Below are 14,278 nucleotides of genomic sequence, written 5' to 3'. Positions count from 1 at the left end.
CAGGTGGTGAGGTGGGCCGGGGGCTCCGCGTGGGCGCGGGGTGCTCCAGGCGAGTGGAACGCCACCTGCGCGGCCCTCCCGTACGTGCAAGCCGCGTAACCTTCCGCCACATCATCGGCCGATGGATTCTGCCGCCCCGAGCGGATGTGCTTGCCTTCGGCGGTGCGGTTTCTGGAACTGGGCTCGGATGAACTGACCGTCACGGCCGCGGCCGAGGTCGCGCGCGAGCCCGGAGTCGACGTGTGCGTCAGTCCCGCGGCGGAGCTGCGGATGAACGAGTCCGTGAAGCTGATGCGCGACCTGGTGGCGACCGGACGGCCGATGTACGGCATCACCACCGGGTTCGGCGACAGCTGTATCCGGCAGGTCAGCCCGGACAAGGTCGTCGCGTTGCAGCGCAACCTGATCCGCTACCACCTCAACGGCACCGGGCCGGCCGCCGCGCCGGACGTTGTGCGCGCGACGATGCTCGTGCGGGCGAACTGCCTGGCGCGCGGGCATTCCGGCGTGCGGCCCGAGGTGGTGCAGCTGCTGATCGAGCTGCTGCGCAACGACATCGTGCCGGTCATTCCCGAACGCGGGTCGGTCGGCGCGAGCGGTGACCTCGTTCCGTTGTGCTACTTGGCATCGGTGTTGACCGGTGAGGGGGACGTCCGGTTCCGCCAAACCGTCGTGCCCGCCGCCGACGCGCTCGCCGCGTGCGGGCTGGAGCCGGTGGTGCTGGGGCCCAAGGAAGGCCTCGCGCTGATCAACGGCACGTCGTTCATGTCCGGGTTCGCCGTGCTGGCGTGTGCCGACGCCGCCGAACTGGCCTACACCGCGGACGTCTGCACGGCGCTCGGCATGGAGGCGATGCTGGGCAACCGGGGGCACTTCGACCCGTTCATCCACGCCCAGAAGCCGCACGCGGGCCAGGTGCGCAGCGCCGCGCTGATCCGGTCGCTCCTGGAGGGCTCCACGTTGACCAGGGATGACTCGCAAGTAGTCAAAGCGAACCGCGCGCTCGGCGACAACGGGTTCCTCACGCTGGAACATCCGATCCAGAACCGGTATTCGCTGCGGTGCGCCCCGCACGTGACCGGCGTGCTGCACGACACCGGGGACTGGGCCCGCGGCTTGCTCGAGACCGAGATCAACTCGACCAACGACAACCCGTTGTTCGACTCGGACACGGGCACGATCCTCAACGGCGGCAACTTCTACGGCGGTCACGTCGCCATGGCGATGGACGCGCTGAAGATCGCGGTCGCGTCCGTCGGCGACCTGCTGGACCGCCAGCTCGCGATGGTGGTGGACGAGAAGTTCAACAACGGGCTGACGCCGAACCTGATCCCGGTGCTGCCCGAGGACGACGCCGAGGCCGGCCTGCACCACGGGTTCAAGGGCGCCCAGATCGCGGCGTCCGCGCTGGCCGCGGAAGCGTTGAAGCTGACGATGCCCGCGACCTCGTTCTCCCGTTCGACCGAGGCGCACAACCAGGACAAGGTCAGCATGGGCACGATCGCCGCGCGTGACTGCCGGTCGGCGGTGGAGCTGGTCCGCGAGGTCGCCGCGATTCTGTTGATGGCGCACTGCCAGGCCATCGACCTGCGCGGCGCTGAGGGGCTGGGCGAGGGTACGCGCGCGGTGTACGAGGTGGTGCGGTCGAAGGTGGCGTTCCTCGACCGGGACCGGCGCCTGGACCACGACATCGCCGCGGTGGTCGAGCTCATCGCGACCGGCGCCCTGCACTAGGGGCAGGCGGCGAAGGCCTTGATGCCGGCGACGGACAGGCCGGTGGTCATGGCCGTGCAGCCGAGCTGGGCGTGCGCGACGCCGGGCAACGTCCCAGTGTCGATCGGCAGGATCAGCGTGTTGCCCGTGCGGATGATGACCGCGCCCGTCGTGACCGGCACCTCGCTGGTCAGCCCTTCCTTGCGTTCGGCGTCGGTCGGCCCGGCGAGCAGCGTCTGCAGGGGAGTGGCCGCGGTGGTCTCGCCGGTGAGCACGCGGGTGCGCCGCACGAGCCCGCCGTCGGGGCCGACGAGGTAGATGGTCACGTCGGTCGAGGTGATCGTCGGTGCCGGGCCGCCGGGGATCACGCCGGTGGGACGCACTCCGCACCCGGCGAGCATCACCAGGGCAAGCGCAAGGTGAAGACCGCACCACCCTCGGGCCGGTTGGCGGCCTCGATCGTGCCGCCGTGCAGGCGCGCGTTCTCCCATGCGATGGCCAATCCCAGCCCGCTGCCCTCGGATCGGGCGCGGGCCGTGTCCGCTTTGTAGAACCGGTCGAAGACGTGGGGGAGCACCTCGGGTGCGATGCCGGGACCGTTGTCGCTGACCTCCAGGTACGACGGACGCAGCACTACGCACACTGGCGAGGCGCCGTGCCGCAACGCGTTGCCCACCAGGTTCGCCACGATCACGTCGAGCCGCCGCCGGTCGACGCGGCCGGTGATCCCCTCGGGCAGGTCGGTGTCCACTGTGGACGTCCAGCCGCGGGCCGCGAGGCTGTCGCGCACGGCCTGACCGATGTCCCACTCGTCGAGCTCCAGGACGTTGCGCGCCTCGTCGAACCGCGAGATCTCGATGAGGTCCTGCACCAGCTTGGTGAGCTTGCGCGTCTCGGTGGACACCAGGCGCGCGGCGACGGCCGTGTCCGGCGGCAGCTGTGGCGCGTCCTCGTCGAGCACGGCGGTGACGGCGTTCATGGCGGTCAACGGCGTGCGCAGCTCGTGCGACACGTCCGCGACGAACCGGCGTGAGGCGGCCTGGCTCGCCTCCAGCGCCTCCGCGGCGCTGTTGAACGTGCGGGCGAGCTCGGCCAGCTCGTCCGAGCCGCGCGGGTCGATCCGGGTGTCGAGCTTGCCCGCGCCCAGCGCTCGGGCCGCCGCGCCGAGCCGGCGCACGGGGCGCAGCACGCCGCGGGCCGCGAACAACGCCAGTGCCAGCGCCAGCGGGAGCACCAGGGCGACGCCGATCCAGGCCGCCTGCGCCAGGCCGGTGATCGCGCGTTCCGGTTGCGTCAGCGGCGCGGTTGCGTAGACCTCGACGCCGCTCGCGGTGAGCGTGCCCTTGTCGTCGGGCCGGTACAGCACCGGGATGCCGACCACGAGCATGGGCGTGTTCTGGACGATCGTCCGCTGGAACAGGAACGTCTGGCTGGTCCGCATCGCGGTGCGCAGCTCGGCCGGGACGATCGTGCTCGGGTCGAAGCCGGACCTCGACCGCTTGTCCTGATAGACGACGACTGCGTTGGCCTGCAGCGTGCTCTGGAACTCGTCGAGCGCCTCCTGGGTCGGCGGCAGCTCGAGCCGGGGCACGAAGGCCTCGACGCGGCGTTTGAGCGGGTCCATGACCTGGTTCTGCGCGTCGTCGAGCAACGTGTTGCGGGCCGTCGCGTAGCTGGCGCCGGTGGCCGCGACCGCGCCCAGCAGCGTGACCGCGGCGAACGCGGCCATCAACCTCGGGCGGAGTCCCGACAAGATCATTTCGGGCCGAACCGGTAGCCGAACCCGCGCACGGTGTGCACGTACTTCGGCTCACCCGGCACGTCCTCGATCTTCGCGCGCAGCCGCTGCACGCACGCGTCGACCAGGCGTGAGTCGCCGAGGTAGTCGTGCTCCCACACGGCTTCCAGGATCTGCTGCCGGCTCAGCACGCGGCCGGGTGTGCGGGACAGCTCCAGCAGCAGCTTCAGCTCGGTGGGGGTGAGGCCGACCTTGGTCTCGTTCTTGGTGACCTCCAGGCCCGCCCGGTCGATCACCAGGTCGCCGAACCGTTCGCTGCTCGACGGTTCGCTGACCGTGCGGCGCAGCACGGCCCGGATGCGCGCGTCGAGCACACGCGGTTCGACCGGCTTGACCACGTAGTCGTCCGCGCCCGCCTCGAGCCCGGCGACGACGTCGAAGTCGTCACCGCGGGCGGTCAGCATGATGATCGGTACCTCAACGAGTGCGCGCATCCGGCGGCACGTCTCGAAGCCGTCGATCCCGGGCAGCATGATGTCGAGCACGACGATGTCCGGCCTTCTGCTGCGCAGCTGTTCGACGCCTTCCTCACCGGTTCCGGCGGCGTGCACGTCGTGACCCTGGCGGCGCAGCGCGAGCTGGAGCCCTTCGCGTACGGCGGGGTCGTCCTCGACCAGCAGAACCATCACCACCCGGCCCATTATTCGGACGGGCCGGTGATCGCGCCCGCTCTGTAGCAGAACCATGACATCGCGTGCACGGACTCGGGACGTCCCATGCGGACAGTCGAAGTCATGATTGGTTCCGTCGCCGCGTTCCTGCTCGCGTACTTCGCCCTGGTCCGGACCTCGTTCGGCCAGCGGATGGAGAACGACGCCCTGCCCGAGATCTCCCTGCAGCACTCGTGGCTCGGGTACCTCGACATCATCGTGGTCGTCGTCGCGGTGCTGGTCGTGGTGCTCGGACGACGGAAGTGCCTGCCCGCGCTGGGCGTGCTGGGCGGCTCGGTGGTCCTGTCGCAGGTGCTGAAGTCCGCATTGGACCGCCCGGAGCTCGACTTCGGCGCCATGGCGCGGCACAACAGCTTTCCTAGCGGGCACGTGACGGCCGCGGTGGCGTGCGTGGTCGCGCTGGCGATGGTCCTGCCGCGCCGGTTCGTGTGGCTGACACTGCCGATGGCGGTCTTTCCGGCGCTGGTCGCGGCCGAGACGGTGACGCTCGGATGGCACCGGTTCAGCGACGCGCTCGGTGCGGCCCTGCTCGTCGCCACGCTGTGCGGCCTGGCCCTGCGGGCGTGGACGAAGGCGTTCCTGGTGCCGATCGCGGTGTCCGCGTTCGGCACCTACCTGATGGCGTTCAGCTCGGTGGAGACCCGCTGGCTCGCGGGGGCCTGCGTGTTCGCGATCGCTTGCTATTGCGTTGGGGTCGTGCGGGCGCACGACCCCAACGCGAGCGGATCAGTCGAGGTCGGTCGCGATGACCGCCGCGACGGCGTCGAGAGCGGCATCCGCTCCGTCCCCGTCGGCGGCCAGCACCACCTCGTCACCGTGCATTGCCCCGAGCGTCATGAGTCCGAGCACGCTCGCGGCTTCCACGGGGTCGCCGCCGTCCTTTCGGATGGTGACCTGCACCGGCTGGTCGGCGGCGGCCTTCGCCAGCAGTGCGGCCGGCCGGGCGTGCAGCCCGACCTTGCTGGCCACGGTGACCCGTCGCTCCGGCATGATCCGTCCTCTTCTCGCTAGTTACTTTTCGTTCTTCGCCGCGCGGGCGCGGGCCGGCTTGTCGTCCGAAGCCGAACCGACAACGCTTTCGTCGGCTTCGGGCGACTCGTCGTCCTCCCGGCCCGGTGTGGCGAGGTTCCACTTCGTGATGACCCATCGGAACGTGAAGTAGTAGATCACCGCGTACACGAGGCCGATGATGATGAGTAGCCACGGCTTCGTCGCGATGTTCCAGTTGAGCGCGAAGTCGATCACGCCGGCGGAGAACGAGAAGCCGTCGTGGGCGCCCAGCGCGTTGGAGATCGCGAGCGAGGTGCCGGTCAGGATCGCGTGGATGATGTACAGCGGCCACGCGACGAACATGAAGGCGAACTCCAGCGGCTCCGTCACACCGGTGATGAACGCGGTGAGCGCGGCGGAGCCCATGATGCCGCCGATGATCTTCTTCTGCGACGGGCGCGCCGTGTGCACGATCGCCAGCGCGGCGGCGGGCAGGGCGAACATGAAGATCGGGAAGAAGCCCGTCTGGAAGGTGCCCGCGGACGGGTCGCCGGCCAGGAAGCGCGGGATGTCACCGGTCTTGCCGTTGAAGTCGCCGAACTGGAACCACACGACGTTGTTGATGATGTGGTGCAGACCCATCGGGATGAGCAAGCGGTTGATCGCACCGTAGAGACCCGCGCCGATGATCGTGCTGCCGGTGACCCACTCGCCCAGGTTGGTGATCCCGGCGAGGAACCAGGGGTACACGAGGCCCAGCAGCACGCCGACGATCACCATCACGCCGGCGACGATGATCGGCACGAACCGGCGACCGCCGAAGAACGCGAGGTAGGGAGGCAGCTTGATGCGGTGGTACTTCTGCCACAGCAACGCCGTGATGATGCCGACGACGATGCCGCCGAGGACCTTGTAGTCGATCAGCACCGGCTTCGCGGCCGGGTCCGTCGGCTGGTCGAGCACCAGCGGGGACATGGCCTTGAACACGCTCGTCAGCACCGTGTAGCCGACCACGGCCGCGAGCCCGGTGGACCCGTCGCCACGGCGGGCGAACCCGACCGCGATGCCCACCGCGAACAGCAGCGGCAGGTTCGCGAACAATGCGTCACCAGCGGCGCCGATGACCGCGGCGACCTTGTTCCAGCCGAGCCCGTCCTTGCCGAGGATGTCGTCTTGACCGAATCGGAGCAGGAGACCTGCCGCGGGCAGCACAGCGATCGGCAGCATGAGGCTGCGACCGAAGCGTTGCAACGTGGCGAGGCCCTTGATTTCGCGACCGCCGGTGGCCTGTGGGGCGCTGGCGCTCATCGGGTACCTCCCTTGGCGGAGTAAGGGCCGGATCCCGGGACGGTCCGGTCCAGCTGCATGGTCACCTGGTAGAGATCGCCCCGGTACCAGGAAGTCATGTCCTCGACCGGCCGGCCAGCGGTGCTGGCGACGCGGCGGAAGACGAGGAGCGGGCTGCCCTTGCGGATCTCGAGCAGCTTCGCGGTCTCCGGGTCGGCGGACTCCGCCCAGAGGGTTTGGTGCGCATGGTCCAGCTGCACGCCGTACTTCTCGGCGATCAGCGAGTACAGCGACCGCCCGAGGTCGTGCCGGTCGAGATCGGGCAGCTCACGGGGGCTGTACCAGCCCCGTTCGACGGCCAGGGGCACGCCGTCGGCCCGCCGCAGCCGCATGACGCGGAAGGCGGGTTCCTGCGGACCCAGATCCAGTGCGGCCGCCGCTGCCGTGCCCGGCACCGCGCGTTCGCAGCTGAGCAGGTCTGTGCTCGGGGTGAGTCCCCGGTGCACCATGTCGTCCGTGAACGACTCGAGGTACAGCTGGGCGTCGAGCCTCCGCCTCGCGGTGAAGGTGCCACGCCCCTTTGCCCTGGTCAGGAGTCCTTCACTCACCAGCTGCCCGACCGCGGCGCGCACGGTGATGCGGCTGACGCCGTACCGCTCGGCCAGGTCCCGCTCGGACGGGATGGGTGAGCCGGGAGCGAGCTCGTCCTCGGCGAGGCGGCGCAGGATCTCGCGGAGTTGCGCGTGCTTGGGCTTCGGCCCGTCCACGATCTCGCTCATCCGTCCATCACCGCCTCAGTGGTACTTTCCGGTCTAGACCAGTTGGTGCGGGAGAATGCTCCCCGCACATCGCGGGTGTCAACCGCTGTTACGGGAACGAGAGGTACGTCAGGTGGCCGACGACAAAGCTCAGAAGATCATTGACGCACTTGGCGGTGCATCGAACATCGTTGAGATCGAGCCCTGCATCACCCGCCTGCGGTGTGAGCTGGAGGACGGTTCCGTCGTCGACGAGAAGGCGCTGAAAGCGCTGGGAGCGCACGGAGTCATGCGTTCGGGCAACGTCGTCCAGGTCGTCGTCGGCCCGGAGGCGGACACGATCGCGTCCGACATCGAGGACCTCCTGTGAGCCTCCGCGTCGGCAGCCCCGTGGCGGGCCGGGTGGTCGCGCTCTCAGAGGTGCCGGACCCCGTCTTCTCGCAGGCGATGGTCGGGCCCGGTGTCGCTGTCGAGCCGCTCCGGGAGAAGGCCGACGTGGTCTCCCCGGTCGACGGGACGATCGTGACGCTGCACCCGCACGCGTTCGTCGTCGCCACGGGTGACGGGGCCGCTGTTCTGGTGCACCTCGGCATCGACACCGTGAAGCGCAAGGGCGAGGGGTTCACCCTGCACGTGGTGAAGGGCGAGACCGTGCGCGCGGGCCAGCCCGTTGTCACTTGGGATCCCGCCGAGGTCGAGGGCGCCGGGTTCGCGCCCATCTGCCCGGTGATCGCGCTGGACGCTTCGGCGGACGCGCTCGGTGATCTGGCGGGTTCGGTGGACGTGGCGGCGGGGGACGTCCTGTTCGACTGGTCGAGGTAGGTGTTCGGGGTCCCTTTGTCGCGTGCTGTGGCGCGCGGCATGGGCCTCGTGCCGGTGGGGCGGCCGGGTTCGCGCGGATGTGCATCCCGTGCCTGCCGGGTGATCGCGTTGGACGCTTCGGCGGACGCGCTCGGTGATCTGGCGGGTTCGGTGGACGTGGCGGCGGGCGACGTCCTGTTCGACTGGTCACGGTAGTTCCTGCAGCGCACACGGGCCCGGACCTGGGCTGTGGAAGGATTGGGCCCGTGCTGCGCTGGATTACCGCTGGAGAGTCACACGGGCCCGCCCTGGTCGCCGTGCTGGAGGGCATGCCCGCCGGGGTCGAGGTCACGACCGAGCTGCTGAACACCCAACTCGAACGCCGAAGGCTCGGGTTCGGGCGCAGCCCGCGGATGAGCTTCGAGTCCGACGAGCTGGAGATCCTCGGCGGCGTCCGGCACGGGAGGACGCAGGGCGGCCCCGTCGCCGTGCGCATCGGCAACACCGAGTGGCCCAAGTGGCAGAAGGTGATGTCGCCCGACCCGGTCGACCCCGGTGAGCTCAAGCCGACCGGCCGCAACGAGGCGCTCACGCGGCCGCGGCCCGGTCACGCGGACCTGCCCGGCATGCAGAAGTTCGGCTTCGACGAGGCACGGCCCGTGCTGGAGCGCGCCAGCGCCCGCGAGACCGCCGCCCGCACCGCGCTCGGCACCGTCGCGCGGGAGTTCCTGCGGCAGCTGCTCGGCGTCGAGGTGATCAGCCACGTCGTGTCGATCGGCAAGGCGAAGTCCCCGGAGACCGTGCACCCCGGTCCGGACGACCTCGCCGCGGTCGACGAGAGCCCGGTGCGCTGCTTCGACCCCGAGGGCACCAAGGCGATGATGGCCGAGGTCGAGGCCGTGCAGAAGGCGGGCGACACCGTCGGTGGCGTCATCGAGGTCGTCGCCTACAACCTGCCGCCGGGCCTCGGCTCGCACGTGCACTGGGACCGCCGCCTCGACGCCCGCCTCGCGGCCGCGTGCATGGGCGTGCAGGCGATGAAGGGCGTCGAGATCGGCGACGGGTTCACCACCGCCGAGCGCTGGGGCAGCGAGGCGCACGACGAGATCGACCGCGGCAGCGGGCCCGTTGGTGTGACGCGTCGGAGTAACCGCGCGGGTGGTCTCGAAGGTGGCATCACCAACGGCGAGCCGCTGCGTGTTCGTGTTGCCATGAAGCCGATTTCGACCGTGCCGCGCGCACTGGCCACTGTGGACGTTCGCACTGGCGAGGCGGCCACGGCGATCCACCAGCGCTCGGACGTGTGCGCCGTGCCCCGCGCGGGCGTGGTGCTCGAATCCGTTGTGGCGCTTGTGCTTGCGGAAGCCGCGCTGGAGAAGTTCGGCGGCGACTCGCTCGACGAGACGCGCCGCAACGCCCACGCGTACCTGAAGGCGCTCGAGGCCCGTTGGGAGGGGCTGTGAGCCCTCGCCTCGTGGTTCTGGGGCCGCCCGGAGCCGGTAAGACGACGGTCGGCGAGCTGCTCGCGGCAAAGCTCGGCGTGACCTTCCGGGACGTCGACGCGGACATCGTCGAGTCCGCGGGCAAGCCGATCTCGGACATCTTCACGCAGGACGGCGAGCCGGTTTTCCGTGCCATGGAAGAGGAAGCCGTCCTGAAGGGGCTCACCGAGCACGACGGCGTGCTCGCGCTGGGCGGCGGCGCGGTGCTGTCCGCGCGCACCCGCGAGAACCTCAAGGGCCACACCGTGGTGTTCCTCAACGTGGGCATGGCCGAGGGGGTGCGGCGCACCGGGCTGTCGTCCGCGCGGCCGCTGCTCACCGGCGTGAACCCGCGGGCCACGTTCAAGGCGCTGCTCGACGCGCGGCTGCCGCTGTACCGGGAGGTCGCGACGGTCGAGGTGCTGACCGACGACCTCGACCCGGAGCAGGTGGCCGACGCGGTGATCAAGGGAGTCGAATGACCGAGCCCGTTCGCATCAGGGTCGCGACGGCGCAGCCGTACGACGTCGTCGTCGGGCGTGGCCTGCTCGGTGACATCGTCGAACATCTCAAGGGCACCGCGAAGGCGGCGATCGTCCACCCGCCGACGTTGACCGCGACCGCGGACGCCGTGCGCGACGAGCTCATCGCGGCCGGCGTGGACGCGCACCGCGTGGAGATCCCGGACGCCGAGGACGGCAAGGACCTCGCGGTCGCCGGGTTCTGCTGGGACGTGTTCGGGCGCATCGGCCTGGGCCGCCAGGACGTGGTCGTCGGTCTCGGCGGCGGCGCGGTGACCGACCTCGCCGGGTTCGTCGCGTCCACCTGGATGCGCGGCGTGCGGCTGGTGAACGTCCCGACGACGCTGCTCGGCATGGTCGACGCGGCGGTCGGCGGCAAGACCGGCATCAACACCGACGCGGGCAAGAACCTGGTCGGCACGTTCTACGAGCCGGACGCGGTGTTCGTCGACCTCGCGACGCTGGAGACGTTGCCGCGCAACGAGCTCGTCGCCGGCATGGCGGAGATCGTCAAGGGCGGTTTCATCGCCGACCCGGTGATCCTCGACCTGATCGAGGCCGATCCGGAGAAGGCGTTGGACCCGACCGGCGACGTGCTCGCCGAGCTGGTCCGGCGCAAGATCCAGATCAAGGCCGACGTGGTCGCGGCCGACCTGAAGGAATCGTCGCTGCGCGAGATCCTCAACTACGGCCACACGCTCGGCCACGCGATCGAGCGGCGTGAGCGGTACCGGTGGCGGCACGGCGCGGCGATCAGCGTCGGCCTGGTGTTCGCCGCGGAGTTGGCGCGCGCGGCCGGGCGGCTCGACGACGAGACCGCGGACCGGCACAGGTCGGTGCTGAAGCTGCTCGGCCTGCCGACTTCGTACGACCCGGACGCCCTCCCGCAGCTGATGGAGGGCATGAAGGTCGACAAGAAGAACAAGTCCGGGGTGCTGCGGTTCGTCGTGCTCGACGGGCTCGCCAAGCCGGGCCGGCTCGAAGGCCCCGACCCGTCGCTGATCGCCGCCGCGTACTCCGCCGTCGCCGCCGAGGACACCAAGGGAACCGGGAGCGTGCTGCTGTGAAGGTGCTCGTCCTGAACGGCCCGAACCTCGGCCGCCTCGGCATGCGCGAGCCGGAGATCTACGGCTCCACGACGCACGCCGACCTCGTCGAACTGTGTGTCAGGTCGGGCAAGGAGCTCGGTCTGGACGTGGAGGTCCGGCAGACGGACTTCGAGGGCGAGATGGTCACGTGGCTGCACGAGGCCGCGGACAACGCGATCCCGGTCGTGCTGAACGGCGCCGCGTGGACGCACTACTCGGTGGCCGTGCGCGACGCGTGCTCGCAGCTCACCGCGCCGCTCGTCGAGGTGCACATCTCGAACGTCCACAAGCGTGAGGAGTTCCGGCAGCACAGCCTGATCTCGGCGGTGGCGTCCGGCGTGATCGTCGGGCTCGGGGTCGACGGGTACGTCCTGGCGCTGCAGTGGATCTCCCGCAACCGATGACGCTGCACCACGTCGAGCTGTGGGTGCCTTCGCTGGAACGAGCGGAGGCCTCGCTCGGCTGGTTGCTCTCGTCGCTGGGCTGGACCGAGTATCAGCGTTGGTCAGCAGGGGTGAGCTGGAAGCTCGGACCGACCTACATCGTGGTCGAGCAGTCGCCCGCGCTGACCGGCGGGCACGATCGGCTGCGGGCCGGGCTGAACCACCTCGCCCTGCACGCCGGGTCCCGTTCGGACGTTGACGCCCTCGTCGCGTCCTCGCTGGAGCATGGCTGGACGCTGATGTTCCTGGACCGCCATCCGTACGCCGGTGGCGATGATCACTACGCCGCGTACCTGGAAAACTCGGACGGGTTCGAGGTCGAGTTGGTCGCAGCTCACCCGAACGGGCGAGTTGATCACTAGAGTGGTGGAATGCGGTTCCTCGTTGTGGTGATGCTCGCCGGTGTGCTGACGGGGTGCAGCGAGGCCGACGGCTCGGTCGGTGTCCCTTCCCGGCCCAGTTCCACGGCCGCCACGACGTCCGAACCGCCGGCTCCGCCGAAGACGCTGAAGCTGGCCCTGGACAAGGGGCGCCAGAGCGGCGGGACCGTGGTGGAGGGCGGCGCCAATGCGCCGTACAACTACGCGCCCGCGGTGCTCGCCGACGGCGGCCGCATCCGCACCTGGTGGTGCAGCCAGCTCCAGTTCGCCGGGCCTCCGGGCGACGACATCCTGCTCAGCGAGGGGCCCACGTTCGACGGGCCGTTCGGTGGCGCCAGCGCCGTGTTCACCGGGGCTCCCGGCGGGTTCGACGGGATGCACGTGTGCGACCCGTCCGTGCTGAAGGTGCACGACCAGTACTACCTGTACTACACGGGCGCGGCGGGCGATCACGCGCACGGCAACGCGATCGGTGTCGCGAGCAGCCCCGACGGCGTCTCGTGGACGCGTCTGAACAACGGCACGCCCATCGTCGGGCCGTCCTACGACACGACCCGCGACAACACCTACGGCGCCGGGCAGCCGTCGGTGGTGTTCGTGGACGGCTGGTTCTACCTGATGTTCACCGACACCACCGGGCGTGGGGCCGCTCCCAACGGTGCCGGCCAGTTCGTGTTGCGGGCTCGGAATGCTGTTTTCACGGAGAGCCTGCAGATGTTGGGGGAGACCGGGTTTGTGGCCGCCAAGGCCAACGGGCCGCGTACCCGGTCCGTGGTGGAGGCGTTCAGCGCGGACTGGATGTGGATCGACGCGGCCAACGCGTTCGCCATCGCTCACGAGACGGACGCCGGGACCACTGTCACCTTCTGGGACAAAGACTTCACCCGCCACCCGTACGAGCCGGTGCTGATTCCCGGGGTGTGGCGGGAAGGGCCTGGACTGGTGCGTACCGGGTCAGGGCATGCCGCGTTGGACGCTGGGGATCCTTGCGGCCGGGTGTCTCTTGACGTTCTCCGCGCTACCGCTATCGGGGCTGCTGGGGCGCCCACGGGCATTAGCCACTTCGGGCTGGATGCTGTGGGGATGCAGGGGTGTACGTCGCTCGACTCGGCTTCGGCGTTGGACGGGCTTGCCATGCCTTCGCCTGAGCGGACTGTTGATCTTGTCCTTGGTGGCAAGGTTGTTCGGTTCGAGCGGCGGTCCGTCGCCGAGAAGTTCGCCCGCGGGGTGTTGGGGGATCGGCCGCCTGTTGCGGATTCCTTGCCTGTTATGGCTCGGGTGCCTGCTGGGGTTCAGGCTGTGCAGGGGCCTGATGGGCAGGTCGGGTTGGTGCTCGACGGGAAGCTCTGGGTGGTTTCTGCTGAAGTCGCTGCTTTGAACTCGTCCACTCCCGTGCCGGTGTCCTCGGCGGAGTGGGATCGCTATGAGCGGCGTGGGGATTTGACGTCTCGGCGTTGATCGTCTGGTAGGGCGTTGCCTGCTACCAGGCCGATTGCGGCTGGGGCGAGGATTAGTAGGGCGGTGAAGGCTGCTCCGCCCGTCAGGGCTACCCATAGGGCTTCCTGGCCCGTCTGGTCTACCAGCAGTGCTGCGCCGATTACTCCTAGGGCGCCGGCGAAGGGGCCGGCGATCAGGGCGGCTATGAACCACTGCATGCCGCGGTCCGGGAGTTGGCGGTAGCCGTCGACTGTGCCCCAGAGGAGGGCGGCGATGATCAGTAGGCCGATCGCTATGGGGCGGATGCTGGTGGCTTCCGGGCTGCGGACGCTGACCGCTGCTACTCCGGTCTGGACTGCTCCGTGGAGGAGTCCCATCCACAGTGCTCTGGTGAACCACGGCCGCATGGGGGTCACTGTAGTTCGTCTCTTGTGGGCCGTTCGGGTGTAGGTGTTCCTCGGGTGGGTTTGCGGTCTCCGGCTTCCGCCGTCCTTCGGTTCGCTGTTCCGATCCTGGCGCCTTCGGCCCGCTGTTCCGATCTTGTCGCCTTCGATCGGCTGTTCCGATCTTGTCGGTGGGGCGTGCTTGGATATTCGCAAGGGGTGCTTCGCGCGGGGGGACCCTTGGCTGGCCCTTGTCGGCCTCTCGCCTCTCGCCTCTCGCCGCGCTCCTCCTGCCTCCGCCCCTCGGCGCCGCCTGCCGGTTTCGTGCGTGGTCGCGTTTTCCTGCTCGGGGCTCCGCCCCGGACCCCGGCTCAGCTCAAAGAGGGGCCCTTGGGTGGTGTCGTTTCGTAGTGGGTTGCGTTGGGGTGGTGGGCCCCTCCCGTCGCATCGCACCTGAGGCAGCCGCATCCGAGACCCCAGGTCAAGCGAAAAGCGTGCTTGACCTGGGGTCTCGGATGCGGCAGGGC

General features: G+C 69.7%; 17 protein-coding genes and 1 pseudogene. 11 read left to right on the top strand and 7 right to left on the bottom strand.

Features of this window, described 5'->3' with window-relative positions; translation table 11 throughout:
• Nucleotides 1–162 precede the first annotated feature (162 nt).
• Entirely contained in the window at nucleotides 163–1,734 is a 1,572-nt protein-coding gene (locus QSK35_RS41105) for an HAL/PAL/TAL family ammonia-lyase (protein ID WP_285753610.1), read from the top strand.
• Here QSK35_RS41105 and QSK35_RS41100 read toward each other — a convergent pair.
• Genes QSK35_RS41100 through QSK35_RS41090 form a run of 3 tightly spaced genes read right to left on the bottom strand, consistent with a single transcriptional unit; the run spans nucleotide 1,731 to nucleotide 4,137 of the window.
• Entirely contained in the window at nucleotides 1,731–2,096 is a 366-nt protein-coding gene (locus tag QSK35_RS41100) for a hypothetical protein (protein ID WP_285753608.1), read from the bottom strand. The genes QSK35_RS41105 and QSK35_RS41100 overlap by 4 nt on opposite strands.
• 17 nt (nucleotides 2,097–2,113) lie before the next feature.
• A complete protein-coding gene (locus tag QSK35_RS41095; RefSeq protein ID WP_285753606.1) occupies nucleotides 2,114–3,442 on the bottom strand; it encodes a sensor histidine kinase in 1,329 nt (442 codons plus the stop codon).
• Nucleotides 3,443–3,468: 26 nt separating this feature from the next.
• Entirely contained in the window at nucleotides 3,469–4,137 is a 669-nt protein-coding gene (locus QSK35_RS41090) for a response regulator (RefSeq protein WP_502881786.1), read from the bottom strand.
• A gap of 90 nt (nucleotides 4,138–4,227) precedes the next feature.
• Between QSK35_RS41090 and QSK35_RS41085 the strand changes: the two are divergent.
• A pseudogene (locus tag QSK35_RS41085) lies at nucleotides 4,228–4,737 on the top strand (phosphatase PAP2 family protein); the annotation flags it as partial.
• A gap of 171 nt (nucleotides 4,738–4,908) precedes the next feature.
• On the opposite strand, the gene QSK35_RS41080 reads toward QSK35_RS41085, so the two are convergent.
• The 3 genes from QSK35_RS41080 to QSK35_RS41070 are packed head-to-tail and all read right to left on the bottom strand — an operon-like array spanning nucleotide 4,909 to nucleotide 7,238.
• Nucleotides 4,909–5,172, bottom strand: a complete 264-nt coding sequence (locus QSK35_RS41080; RefSeq protein WP_285753703.1) for an HPr family phosphocarrier protein — start codon at nucleotides 5,170–5,172, stop codon at nucleotides 4,909–4,911.
• A gap of 21 nt (nucleotides 5,173–5,193) precedes the next feature.
• A complete protein-coding gene (locus QSK35_RS41075; RefSeq protein ID WP_285753603.1) occupies nucleotides 5,194–6,480 on the bottom strand; it encodes a PTS transporter subunit EIIC in 1,287 nt (428 codons plus the stop codon).
• On the bottom strand, nucleotides 6,477–7,238 hold the full coding sequence (locus QSK35_RS41070) for a GntR family transcriptional regulator (protein WP_285753600.1): 762 nt from the start codon (nucleotides 7,236–7,238) through the stop codon (nucleotides 6,477–6,479). The genes QSK35_RS41075 and QSK35_RS41070 overlap by 4 nt, the downstream gene beginning before the upstream one ends.
• A gap of 112 nt (nucleotides 7,239–7,350) precedes the next feature.
• Here QSK35_RS41070 and QSK35_RS41065 point away from each other — a divergent pair, with 112 nt between their 5' ends.
• From QSK35_RS41065 to QSK35_RS41025, 9 genes are read left to right on the top strand one after another with little or no spacing between them, the layout of a single operon-like run.
• Complete coding sequence (locus QSK35_RS41065) at nucleotides 7,351–7,587, top strand: PTS sugar transporter subunit IIB (RefSeq protein WP_109641667.1); 237 nt, start codon at nucleotides 7,351–7,353, stop codon at nucleotides 7,585–7,587.
• The gene (locus QSK35_RS41060; protein WP_285753596.1) at nucleotides 7,584–8,039 is read left to right on the top strand and encodes a PTS sugar transporter subunit IIA; all 456 of its coding nucleotides are present in this window, start codon (nucleotides 7,584–7,586) and stop codon (nucleotides 8,037–8,039) included. Before QSK35_RS41065 ends, QSK35_RS41060 begins: the two co-directional genes overlap by 4 nt.
• A 15-nt stretch (nucleotides 8,040–8,054) precedes the next feature.
• On the top strand, nucleotides 8,055–8,234 hold the full coding sequence (locus tag QSK35_RS41055; RefSeq protein ID WP_285753595.1) for a hypothetical protein: 180 nt from the start codon (nucleotides 8,055–8,057) through the stop codon (nucleotides 8,232–8,234).
• Between the two features lie 50 nt (nucleotides 8,235–8,284).
• A complete protein-coding gene (gene aroC / locus QSK35_RS41050) occupies nucleotides 8,285–9,481 on the top strand; it encodes a chorismate synthase (protein ID WP_285753594.1) in 1,197 nt (398 codons plus the stop codon).
• Nucleotides 9,478–9,981 carry a shikimate kinase gene (locus QSK35_RS41045; protein WP_285753593.1) on the top strand — a complete coding sequence of 168 codons (504 nt, stop codon included), beginning with the start codon at nucleotides 9,478–9,480 and terminating at the stop codon, nucleotides 9,979–9,981. The genes aroC and QSK35_RS41045 overlap by 4 nt, the downstream gene beginning before the upstream one ends.
• Nucleotides 9,978–11,087 carry a 3-dehydroquinate synthase gene (gene aroB, locus QSK35_RS41040; protein WP_285753592.1) on the top strand — a complete coding sequence of 370 codons (1,110 nt, stop codon included), beginning with the start codon at nucleotides 9,978–9,980 and terminating at the stop codon, nucleotides 11,085–11,087. Before QSK35_RS41045 ends, aroB begins: the two co-directional genes overlap by 4 nt.
• On the top strand, nucleotides 11,084–11,512 hold the full coding sequence (gene aroQ, locus QSK35_RS41035) for a type II 3-dehydroquinate dehydratase (protein ID WP_285753591.1): 429 nt from the start codon (nucleotides 11,084–11,086) through the stop codon (nucleotides 11,510–11,512). The genes aroB and aroQ overlap by 4 nt, the downstream gene beginning before the upstream one ends.
• Nucleotides 11,509–11,913, top strand: a complete 405-nt coding sequence (locus tag QSK35_RS41030; RefSeq protein WP_285753590.1) for a VOC family protein — start codon at nucleotides 11,509–11,511, stop codon at nucleotides 11,911–11,913. The genes aroQ and QSK35_RS41030 overlap by 4 nt, the downstream gene beginning before the upstream one ends.
• 9 nt (nucleotides 11,914–11,922) lie before the next feature.
• Nucleotides 11,923–13,389: a glycoside hydrolase family protein gene (locus QSK35_RS41025; RefSeq protein WP_285753588.1), complete on the top strand. Its 1,467-nt coding sequence runs from the start codon at nucleotides 11,923–11,925 to the stop codon at nucleotides 13,387–13,389.
• Here the strand turns inward: QSK35_RS41025 and QSK35_RS41020 are convergent.
• Entirely contained in the window at nucleotides 13,353–13,775 is a 423-nt protein-coding gene (locus tag QSK35_RS41020; protein ID WP_285753585.1) for a B-4DMT family transporter, read from the bottom strand. The two genes, QSK35_RS41025 and QSK35_RS41020, sit on opposite strands and share 37 nt — an antisense overlap.
• Nucleotides 13,776–14,278 lie beyond the last annotated feature (503 nt).

Origin of the sequence: Lentzea sp. NBRC 105346 (assembly GCF_030269605.1) — a bacterium.
Lineage (GTDB): Bacteria > Actinomycetota > Actinomycetes > Mycobacteriales > Pseudonocardiaceae > Lentzea.
This window is presented reverse-complemented; position numbering and strand designations above follow the sequence as displayed.